At 54.5% G+C, this 12,597-nt stretch carries 1 protein-coding gene (running past one end of the window); it reads left to right on the forward strand.

Going from position 1 to position 12,597, the window contains the following annotated elements; translation table 11 throughout:
* A protein-coding gene (locus SPB21_RS32895; protein ID WP_499869258.1) for an SDR family NAD(P)-dependent oxidoreductase crosses the window boundary here: on the forward strand, positions 1 to 12,597 show its 5' portion. The gene runs 2,565 nt beyond the window's last position; the window shows 12,597 of its 15,162 coding nt (coding positions 1–12,597); the start codon lies at positions 1 to 3; its stop codon lies beyond the right edge, outside the window.

Raw genomic sequence — 12,597 nt, forward strand, 5'->3', positions numbered from 1 at the left:
ATGCGGGATAAAAAAATAGCTGTTCTAAAATCCGACCATCCTTTGCTGATGAATCATGTCGTGTTAACCCGTCCAATTTTACCGGCGGTGGGTTATTTCGATATGATCTTTGAGTCGATGTCCCATGTTTTAGATCCCGGTCAATTAGGGATGTTTCCATGGAAGGTTAGTAATGCGTTTTGGCTTGCTCCTTTGAGTGTCTATCAACGTGAGCTTGCCGTTGAACTTGAGCTTGATAGGACTCCGCAGGGGTTTGACTATCGCATCTTGTCTGGTGGAGAGCAACAATTAATCACCCATGCCTCAGGTTCTCTAGGTGTTAGGGAGTCGATTGAAATCCAGACGTCTGAGACGATTGACGTGGAGGCTTTAGTGGGTGAACTCCCCAACCAGTTGGACGCAAGCGCCGTTTACCAAACATTTGAAGACAATGGCATTGCCTATGGAGAACCGTTTCGCTGCATTGAATCCTTTTATTTTAGTGAATGTGCTGCTGTGGGTCATCTGGTGCGTCCCACAGCTGTAGTGGGTCACCCTGATTGTTTTCCCGGTCTTCTGGATGCGGCGATTCAGTGCGTCCTGCTTTTGGTGCGTCAGATACATCCCACTGTAGCGGTGTGTGTCCCATTTTCCCTCGGAGAAATATTGGTTCACGAGGCTCCTGGCAACCAGTGTTTTTGTCTGGCAACGCTTAAAACAGAAGGCCATAACGACAGTCATTTTTCCTTTGACGTCCAGTTAGTGAGTGAGGGTGGCAAACTTTTAGGTGAAATGCAAGATCTTTGTATCCGGGCATTTTCCCCTCAGAAAACTGGTAAGGCAGGGGGCAGCCACCATCAAAGTGATAATGAGCAAAATGGTGAGATGGCGATCGCATCTCGCCTTTGGGCTGTAGCATCCACCTTCACGGCAGAACCGCTCGAAGCGCCGCTGATGGATCTGAGTCGACAATTAGACTGGGATACACGGGTGGAGTTCGCTCCGTACAACCAGATTTATCAAGAGTTTCTGAATCCCCGCAGTTTGCTCTCCCAAAATCGTTCCGGTGCCAATTTTCTAGTAATTCGACTTGAAGACTTTCAAGCCAGTGTTTCAGAGGCTGGTGTCTCTCCCGATGCTGGAGATAACAATTCATTGCCAACTGGTGATGAATGCTATCAACTCCCCAATGGGATGACGATTGCCAATCTGAATCCATACGAAACTCGGTATCTATACCACGAGATCTTTGTTGAACAAACCTATCTGAAGAACGGGATTGTTCTGGAGGAAGGTGATGTGGTTTTCGATATTGGTGCCAACATCGGTATGTTTTCGATGTTTGTTGCCCAACATTGTAAGGGTGCTCGTATTTTTGCCTGTGAACCTTCGCCTATCTGTTTCCAAATTCTCGAACAAAATTTATTCCTGCATGCACCTGGGGCCACAGCTCTGCCTGTTGGCGTTGCGGATGACGATCGAGAAGCGCCGTTTGTGTTTTATCCAAAATCATCGGTGTTTTCAGGATTTCACGCCGACGATCAAGAAGATGGCCATGCTCTGCGTCAGGCAATTATCAATGAGTATTCCCAACGGTTCGAGGCGACGGACATGGAGACCCTGGGAGAGCACCTCGACGGTATGGTCGATGCCAGGCTTCAGAAAGAGACGTATCAATGTCAGTTGAGATCGCTGTCGAGTCTGATCACAGAATATCAGATCGAGGAAATTGGCCTGCTGAAGATCGATGCTGAAAAATGTGAATGGGATATTCTCAGCAGCATTGCACCTGATGATTGGCCAAAGATCCGGCAGATTGTAGTTGAGGTTCACGACCAAGAGAACTGGAAATTGTCACAGCGGGTTACGGCTCTCTTGCGTGAAAAAGGTTTCGAGATTTCAACTGTCGAAGAAGATCTGTTGAAAGGGTCCCTGCTCTGTAATATCTATGGAAAACGTACCCGGTCAGCTATGTTCGCCAGACGATCGGCGCTAGAAATAGGCATCCAGAGAAATCTCGAAGATTGGGTGTCTCTGCTCAAGCGAGCTGCTGCCAGCCGGTCGTTGCCCCATCTGGTGGTGGTATGTCCGCCGTCAGTCAAGGCCTTAGCAACGCTATCCAACGAGTTTCTGCAAACAACGGAGGCCTGGCTACGGGAGACATTGTCCCACGAGGATGGGATTGATGTGATATCGATGACTGACCAGGCGTCGGTTTATGACTGGGGAGATTACCACGATCCTGTGCGCGATGCTATGGGGCACATTCCCTACACCCCTCGGTTCTTCACTGGACTGGCCTCGAACATAGTCCGTCGTCTTCATTGTAGACAGCGCGAACCGTACAAGGTAATTGCCCTCGATTGTGACAACACTCTCTGGTCGGGAATCGTCGGTGAAACGGGTGCCTCAGATATTGTTGTTAACAACGATTTTCAAATATTACAAACGTTTATGTTGGCCCAAAAGCAGCAGGGTATGCTGCTGTGCCTGGTCAGTAAGAATGATTTGGCGGATGTCCGCCGTGTTTTTGAAACACGGGACGATATGCGCCTGAAATGGGATGATTTTGTTGCCTGTCGCATCAACTGGCAACCCAAATCCGACAACCTGAAGAGTCTGTCCGAGTCCCTGGGTCTGGGGCTGGAGAGCTTTGTTTTTCTCGATGACAGTCCGATCGAATGTGCTGAGGTGCGAGCCCATTGTCCCCAGGTGTTGACGCTGCAATGCCCCGCTGCTGAAAAGGACATTCCTTCATTTCTTAATCACGTCTGGGCCTTTGATCATGCCCGCAAAACCATAGAAGACGGCCATAGGACAGAACTTTACAAACAACAGGCAAGGCGCGAAGACTTTCGTCGGCAGGTGTCCAGTTTCGCGGAATTCATTGAGAGTCTTGAACTGGACATTCGCATAACGGAGCCGTGCCCTGACGACTTGGCCCGCATGGCACAGTTGACCCAGAGAACCAATCAGTTCAATTTTGCCAAGCGTCACTACTCCGCCACAGAACTCCGCCAGCTGAGTGAAGAAAGCACGGTGGGGAGTTTGGCCGTTAAGGTTGCGGATCGGTTTGGTGACTATGGCCTGTGTGGCCTGATGGTTTTTCGTGCGATCGCAGATTGTCTTAAAATCGATGCCTTTCTATTGAGCTGTCGTGTGCTAGGCAGGGGCGTGGAATATGCCATGATGGCAGCCCTGGGTAGGGAGGCAGAAAAACGGGACCTTGGGACTGTGGAAGTGGCCTTTATCCGAACGCCCAAGAATCACCCTGCTGAACAGTTTTTGCAAGAACTGGGCAATCCCCTGCGGCGCTCAGAGAACAATGTTGAAGTCTTCTCGTTTTCTGCCTCCGAATTGTCTCGTTTGCAGTTTGTCCCGCCCGAGCAGGTCCCGGACGATATGGAGGCATCCGTCACGGCGGTGATGCCTGCCACGGGGGCATCACCTGCGGCCTTTATGCAGCGTCTGGCGGAGCATGGCGGCTTCCTTGAACCTGATGAGAGTTTGCCCGTTACTCCCAACCCCATTATCCCCAACATTAAACCCGGCGGCGGCGATACCGATGCAGCTTTGCAGCGCATTGAGGACATGGTGACAGCGAGCGTGAGGAGTTGTTTAGACTCACCAGCCGTCGCCATTGACCGCGTCAAGCCATTTTCCGAATACGGTGTTGACTCCATGGCCAACATCAAGTTGGTGGTGACGCTCAATCAAACCTTTGAGATTGTGCTGCCTCCTACGACGCTGTTCGACTATGTCTGTGTCAGGGATTTGAGCGCCTACATTTATCACGATTACCCCGAGGTGGTTGAACGTTTGCGAGCGGCTGAGTCAGCCAAGGCTGAGCCCACTAAGCCCCTAACTGTTTCCCCATCGGGGGCATCGATGGATTCTGGAGGTCACCAAAGAGAGAGTTCAGCGGACAAACAGGACACCCAGTCAATTGCCGTCATTGGCATGGCCGGACGCTTCCCGGGGGGGCGAGACGTTCGTGCTTTCTGGCAGATGCTGCGTAACGGTGAAACTTGTATCACCGAGGTTCCCACCACTCGCTGGGATATTAATGACTACTACGATCCAGATCCGACCAAGTCTGATAAGACCTACGGCAGGTACGGCGGTTTTCTAGAAGAGATTGACTGCTTCGATGCCACATTTTTTGGCATTTCGGGCCGCGAAGCGCGGCAAATGGACCCCCAGCAGCGGGTGTTTCTAGAGGAAAGCTGGCATGCTCTAGAGGATGCCGGATATGCGGTTCGGAGTCTTGAGGGCAGCAGCAATTGGGGCGTCTTTGTCGGTGCCGATGCGGGTGATTATCAGGCCTACCTGAGAAAGGCAGGATTACCTCTGGATGCGTCTGCTTTTATGGGCAATGACGCCTCTATTCTGGCGGCGCGAATCGCCTATTTTATGAATCTCAAGGGGCCGGCTTTGACCGTGGACACGGCGTCATCCTCATCGCTCACCGCTGTTCACTTAGCCTGTGACAGTTTGCGTAAAGGCGACGTGTCGCTAGCGTTGGCAGGCGGTGTTTCTATCCATGTGATGCCTGACTTTCACATTCTGTGCAGCAAGGCCGGGATGCTTTCCGTGGATGGGAAATGTAAGGTTTTTGATGATGGGGCCGATGGTTTTGTCCCTGGCGAGTCGGCTGGGGTGGTGGTGTTGAAACGGCTGGCGGATGCCATTCGGGATGGCGACCATGTCTATGGTGTGGTTAAGGGTTCGGGCATGAACCAGGACGGTCGCACCAACGGCATTACAGCCCCCAGCAGTTTGTCTCAGACCCAATTGATCCAAACGGTGTATCGGAAGCTAGGGATTGACCCTGCGGACATTGGCTATGTGGAAGCCCACGGCACTGGTACCAAACTGGGGGATCCGGTGGAGATCAAAGCATTAACCGATGCCTTTCGGCAGTTCACCGATCAACAACAGTGCTGTGCCATTGGTTCAGTGAAAAGCAACATCGGTCACTGTGTCCATGCCTCTGGTGTCTGCGGGTTAATTAAGCTGCTGCTGTCCATTCACCATGGTCAGATTCCACCCAGTATCAACTTTTCGAAGCCGAACCAGCACATTGCTTTCGACCAAAGCCCCTTCTTTGTAAATACCCAATTACGGGACTGGGAACCCAATGCCCAAGGTCGTCGTATCGGTGTGCTGAGTTCGTTTGGGTTCAGCGGGACCAATGTGCATATGGTTGTGGAGGGTCCGGTGGCAGAACTGTCAGTGCCGCCTCAACCGACGACGGTTGAGGCGGCGGCGCTCTTTGTGTTCTCGGCAAAAAGTGCTGAACGGTTGCAAACTTTGATGGAGTCCTGGCGAGATTATTTATCTGATGGCCAGACTCTCAACCCCGATCAGTTTCAAGATTTGGCCTTTACCCTACAAACTGGCCGGGAATCGATGGCCCATCGACTGGCCATTGTGGCTGACGATCATGGGGAATTACGGCAGCGCATAGCAGACTTTTTGCGCAATCCGGCGACTCCGGGCTGTTTTGTTGGGGTGATGCAAGGGGGACAACATTCAGACCAAACACCAGGTGAGACAACGATTCGGGAATGGTTTGGCAGACAACAATTTGATGAAATTGCTGCAGCCTGGGTGGGTGGGTCCGTTATAGACTGGAGTGCTTTACATGTAGCAGGGCGGCGGCGGCGGCTCCATGGGCTGCCGGGGTATCCGTTTGAAAAGGATCGTTACTGGTTACCTGAAACGTCTCACCAGGGGCAAGAACAGACCTCTGAAAAGTCTTCTTTAAACCATGGCCAGGTGCCATCCCATGGGATTTCGCTGGAGCTACCGACCGCATCTCGTTTTCAACCCGCTGCGACCACCATGGGTCAGCATCGACTGACGCCGTTGGAGAGCTTTGCACAACCGCGAGAGGCGCAGCTCTCCTCATCTGCTGAGGTCCATTCCCGTGGGTTCTTCCCATGGCACCAGGACGGCGATGGCGTCTATCGCATCGTGGTGGGTGATGCGACGCCATCGTGGGCCAGTTTGGCCCAAAGTCTCGAAATGGTTGCTTCCCAGACCGATGCCAGGGTCGTAATTCTGTCGGCAGACTCGGGGTTCGCTGGGCCGAAGGACCGGAGGGGACCAGATTTATTCCAGCTGCTTACGGAGTTCGAGCTGCCAATCATTGCCGCTGTTAAAGGTCGTTGTCGCGGAGCCGGTTGTCTATTGGTGAGCCTGTGCGATTTTATGGTGTGCGCAGAGGGGGCTGAATTTCAGTTTCAACCCCCTGGGGAGTGGCGACTGTCTCAGCGAGAGCAGGCTTTCTTGCAGGAGCGATTTGGCCCCAAAGGGGATGGGCTCTGGAGCGACCAGCGCTCGTTCACGGGCATCCAATTGAAAGCGATGGGCCTGCTGTTGCCAGTGGTTTCGGCAGATCGCGTCAACGCCCATGCCGCCAGCCTGGCATCGGAACTGGCCCAGGCACCTAAGGAATCTTTGGTGCAATTGAGACGGCATCTGGCTCAAATGTTAATCTCTCGGGCGGCGGTGCCCCAGGCAGCCGTTGGCGGAATTGCTGGGGCAAATTCAATTCTGCTGGAGGATCTGGGCAGATCGGCACCATTGTTGTTGCAATCTGACGTTGTCCGTGCCGAGGCCTATGGAGGGGGCGTCCTGTTGGTGACTTTGTGCGATCGCAACAGCCGCAATACGTTTTCCAAAGCCTTTATCGCCGGTATCAATGAAGTCTTTGCCCTGGTACGCGACAATCCGCGTTACAAGGTGCTGGTGTTAACCGGATACGACAGCTACTTTGCCTGCGGTGGCACCCAAGAAACCCTGTTATCGATCCAGGGGGGGACCGCCCGGTTCACCGACGACAAAATTTTTAGTCTTCCCCTGGAGTGCGAGATTCCGGTAATCGCGGCCATGCAGGGCCATGGCATCGGTCCTGGGTGGGCGCTGGGCATGTTTTGCGATCAGGCCATCTTCAGTGAAGAGAGCCTTTATTTCAGCCCCTACATGCAGTACGGATTCACGCCAGGAGCGGGGGCCACGTTGATTTTTCCGGACCGGTTTGGCTGGGATTTAGGTCGGGAGATTCTGTTCACAGCTAGGGAATATAAGGGCCACGAGCTGCGGTCTCGGGGAATTAACATGGATGTCGTCCTGCCACGGGCTCAGGTGCTTGGGCAGGCCCTACAACGGGCCGGTGAACTGGCGCGACAATCCCGACATGAGCTAGTCAGGCGTAAGGCCGAACGGTCCCGTCTGCTGCGCACCCTGCTGGAGCCGAACTATGCCCAGGAATTGGCCATGCACGACAAAACCTTTGTCGGCAATCAAGAAGTGCAGGAGCGGATTCGCAAATACTACAACTCGGGCATGGCGGTGGCACCCAGCGCAGAGAAAACAGCGGTGTCATCAGCGGCATCTACCCACCATCGCCGTGACCAGGTCCTCGAGTTTCTGCGCCGTACCCTCGCCGATGAATTGCAACTCAAGTTGGAACGGGTGGATAGCCATGGGGCATTTGTCGATCTGGGTCTGGATTCCATCACCGGGGTGACCTGGGTCCGCCGGGTCAATCAACATTACGGTCTTAGCCTGCTGGCAGCCGAGGTGTATAACCACTTTACGCTGAACAAATTTGCCGATCTGGTCCTGGCCAGGACCGTTGACCAGGACGGTGGAGAACCAGCGCCGCCAGCCGAAGCACCGCTGCCGGTAATAATTACGCCGGTGGCTACGGCAGCAGATTCAGACGTCGTGAATGCCATTCTCAAAACTTTGCAGATCACCCTGGCTGAGGAACTGTTGATCAAGCCCGAGCGAGTGAACCCTGAAACACCATTTGTGGATATGGGGCTGGATTCCATTAGCGGTGTTACCTGGGTGCGCAAGATCAACCAGCGCTATGGGGTCAAAATAACGGCGGTCGAGATCTATAGTCACCCCACCCTGCGCCAGTTTGCGGAATTTATGGCCCGGATCACCCAGGCCCCGTCGCCTGAGACGCCGCAGGCTCCATTGCTGCCGCAGGCCGAAACACCAGTCACGACTCAGGCCCCTGACCCCCTGCCCAAACCACCGCCCAAACCCCCTGTAGTCACCCCTCAGCCAAGGGCAGGCATCGCCATCATCGGCATGGCCGGGCAATTTCCCAAGGCCCCTGACCTCAATGCCTTTTGGCAGAACATCGCCCAGGGCCTAGACTGCGTTACCGAGATTCCTCAGGAGCGATGGTCCCCAGCAGACTTTTATAACAGTCGCGACCATGCTCCGAACCACCCCCCCCATAAGTGGATGGGGGTATTGGAGGATGTTGATAAGTTCGATCCGTTGTTTTTCAACATTTCTCCCCGTGAAGCGGAACTCATGGACCCGCAACAACGGCTATTTCTAGAAGCCAGTTGGGCCTGTATTGAGGATGCAGGGTACGACCCATCCTCCTTGTCCGGCAAAAAGTGTGGCGTGTTTGCGGGGTGTGGTGCCGGGGATTACGGCCTGTCCCTGGAGGCAGACGGGTTAAATGCCCAGGCCTTAATGGGGGGAGCCGCATCTATTTTGCCCGCCCGCATTGCCTACACGTTGAATCTGCATGGACCCTGCCTGGCTTTAGATACGGCTTGCTCCTCCTCCCTGGTGGCCATGGCCATGGCCTGCGATAGTTTGGTGGCTGGTAACAGTGACATGACCCTGGCGGGCGGGGTGACCGTGCTGGCGGGACCGGCCATGCATCTGATGACGGGCAATGCTGGCATGCTGTCCGCCAACGGGCGCTGCCACACCTTTGACCAGCGCGCCAATGGTTTTGTGCCTGGGGAAGGCGTAGGCGTTTTGTTAATGAAGCGGCTGGAGGACGCAGAACGGGACGGTGACCGGATCCTGGGGGTGATTCGCGGCTGGGGCGTGAATCAGGATGGTCGTACTAACGGCATTACTGCCCCCAATGGAGATTCCCAAACCCGGCTACAGCGACAGGTTTACGATCGGTTCAACATTGATCCGGCCACCATTCAATATGTGGAGGCCCACGGTACTGGCACCAAACTGGGTGATCCCATTGAGGTAGAGGGGTTAAAGCAGTCGTTTCGGCAGTACACAGACAGGCGTGGGTATTGTGCCCTGGGGGCGGTTAAGAGCAATATCGGCCATTCCCTGATGGCGGCGGGAGTGGCGGGAGTGATTAAAATTCTGCAGGCGATCCGGCATCGACATATTCCGCCCACCCTTCATTTTGAAACCCTCAATGACCAAATTGATCTGGAGGGTTCACCGTTTTATGTGAACAGTGCTGGGCAAGCATGGGTTGCGCCCCCAGGGCAAACGCGCTGTGCGGCGATCAATTCCTTTGGGTTTAGTGGCACCAATGCCCATCTGGTGATTGAGGAATATGGAGCCCTGACCGGAGACCTTGGTGTCAGTCAAGAGCGGCTGGAGTCGCCTGCCATGGTCGTTCTTTCCGCCCGCACTGAGGAACAGTTGCAGGTGTCTGGCCAAAATCTACTGACCTATTTGGAACAGCAACTGGACTGCCCGGACACCGTTGTCCCCGATCTGCTGAGTATTGCTTACACCCTGCAAACCGGTCGGCAGGCCATGGATGAGCGGGTTGGCTGGGTGGTGTCATCCCTTGACGAACTGATGCAAGCACTGCGCTCTTATCTGGCTGGTGAAACCAACGAACGGGCGCGTGGCCATGCCAAGCACGGCCAGGAGGTCCTCGGGTGCCTCAATACTGACGGGGATGCCGCTGAGATGCTCAGGGCCTGGGCCAGAAAGCGCAAGTTCTCCCATATTCTGAGCCTTTGGGTGAGGGGGCTGGATGTTGACTGGCACCTGTTCTATGACCAGGGTCAGCCGCGCCGGGTGTCCTTGCCCACCTATCCATTCGCCCGACAACGATATTGGATGCATAAGGCCCGTCTGCTCTCGTCCGACGCCGGGTCAAAATCGGTAAATCTGCCGCCGCCGCTAGCTGCATCGCCACCCTCATCGTTGTCTTCACTTTTGATCTTCGAACCCGGTTGGACTGCGCATCCCGTTGCGGACCATGGATTATCAGAACCGCCATCGTTTCATGAACGTCATGTTTTGTTCTGTGGTCTTGACCAGAGCCTTGGCAGAGAGTGTGCGGCTCGTTTGGAGGGGGTGATGGTCCATCACATCCCTTCCCCAGTTCTTGCCTCAGATCAGGGGACCCTGGAAGCACAGCTAGGCCATGCCGCTCTCCAGGTCTTTAAACTCATCCAAAAACTTATCCAAGGCTTGAATTCGCCTGAGAAACTTCTTTTGCAAGTGGTGGTTCCCCATCATGGGGGAATCTGTCTGCATGGTGGCCTGATCGGCATGTTGAAGACGGCGCGGGCGGAATATAAATGGCTGGTACCGCAACTGATTGAACTGGATGGGCAGGCATTATTCTCGGAGACGGTCGCCAGGGTGAATGACTGCGCCTGCCATCCTGACGATCTACATATTCGTTATCACGGCCATGATCGCTACATCAGATCCTGGCAGGAAACCGTACCAGCCTCCACTGAAAAATCCTTTGATTGGAGGCAGAACGGCGTTTACTTGATTGTGGGCGGTGGCGGTGGTTTGGGGAGCATTTTTGCGGAGGAAATTGCCCGTAACACCCGCAGTGCCACTTTGATCCTGGTGGGGCGTTCGCCACTGGATGGTGACAAACTTGCGGTGATTGAACGAGTGCGATCGCTCGGTGTCCAGGTCGAATACAGGCAAGCCAATATCGCCGACCGAGCCGACACCGACACCCTGATTCAATCCGTTCAGCATGCCTATGGAGGCCTTGATGGCATCCTCCATTGTGCCGGTATAACCCGTGACCAGATCATTCGCGAAAAGAAAGTCGAGGACTTTGCAGCGGTGTTGGCCCCGAAGCTGACAGGCACCTTTTATCTGGATCAGGCCTCACGTCACCTTGACCTGGATATTTTTCTCCTGTGCTCTTCCAATGCGGCGGTGCTGGGTAATCCGGGGCAGGTGGACTACGCCACCGCCAATGCCTTTCAGGATGTCTTTGCCGAGTACCGCTCCCAACTTGTGATCAAGGGCCAGAGGACGGGCCGAACGGTGGCCATCGGTTGGCCCCTGTGGAAAGATGGCGGTATTCAAACCCATGGGGCGGTCCAGGCCGCATTTAAACAGCGTTATGGATTAACGCCGATGCCCACCCCTTGGGGACTACAGGCGCTATCCCAGGCATTGGCAGCGGAACAACCGCGTCTATTGGTGATGTGTGGTGATCCAGACGCGATGAGAACCAGCCTTCAGATGGCTGAACGGGGTGATGGGCAAGGTCTCGACCTGACCAGCGGTGCGCCCAACCCGGAGGCGAGTCAGATCCGCCCACAGGTGGAAACGATTTTGACCCAGATCGTTTCCGATTTGCTCAAAATCCCCACCGGAGATCTCGATCCATCGGCTCACCTAAATGTTTATGGGTTCGATTCCACCCTGTTGATCGAACTGGCAGTTCGTTTGAATACTCGACTGGGACTCGATCTGACGCCAGCAGTCTTTTTTGAGCGCCTGACCATTGCCCGCATTGCCGACTATATCGCCTCTGACTATCGGCATGCCCTGGCCAGCTTAATCCAAAGCCGTTCTAACGGCGATCAGGGCAATAATACTCAGGCCAATAATACTCAGGTCAACAATACTCAGGCCAACAGTACTCAGGTCAACAATACTCAGGCCAATGGGGTTCAGGCCAATGGGGCTCAGGCCAATGGGGCTCAGGCTCAACCGCAGTGCTCTGCTACGGTCAGGCAGGATTTTGTTGCTCCGGCTGAGCCCATCGCCATTATCGGTATATCGGGCAGCTTTCCCATGGCCCCTGATCTAGAGGCCTTCTGGCATAACTTAAACACAGGCCAGGACTGCATCACAGAAATTCCCAAATCAAGATGGGATTGGGCTGCCTGGTACGGCGATCCGGATCATGAGGACAACAAAACCAATATCAAATGGGGCGGCTTTATTGCTGGCGTAGACGAGTTTGACCCGCTCTTTTTTGGCATTTCTCGGGGAGAAGCGGAGTTGATGGACCCCCAACAGCGGCTGTTGATGACCCACGTTTGGAAAGTGTTCGAGGATGCTGGCTATGCCGCTGAATCTTTGTCGGGCAGTGCTACTGGTATCTTTGTCGGCACCGCCAGCAGTGGTTACCACACCCTGGTCGAAAAGACAGGAATGCCGATCGAAGGCCATACCGCCATTGGTAACCTGCCGTCGGTTGGACCCAACCGCATCAGCCATTACCTCAACTTACATGGTCCCAGCGAACCGATCGAAACCGCCTGTTCGTCTTCCCTGGTGGCAGTGCACCATGGCGTGACGGCGATTCAAAACGGTCACTGCGAGATGGCCGTGGTGGGCGGCGTGAATACGCTGGTGACACCGGACGTGCACATCAGCATGAACAAGGCCGGAGCCCTGGCTGTGGACGGTCGATGCAAACCCTTTTCAGAGCAAGCCAATGGCTATGTTCGCAGCGAAGGTGTCGGCATGCTGTTGCTCAAACCCCTGTCAGCTGCCGAGAACGATGGCGATCATATCTATGGGGTGATTCGCGGCTCCGCTGAAAATCACGGCGGTCGAGCCGGTTCGCTGACCTCGCCC

Source organism: Leptothoe sp. ISB3NOV94-8A (assembly GCF_043421595.1).
In the GTDB taxonomy this organism is placed as follows: Bacteria; Cyanobacteriota; Cyanobacteriia; order Phormidesmidales; family Phormidesmidaceae; genus Leptothoe; species Leptothoe turfae.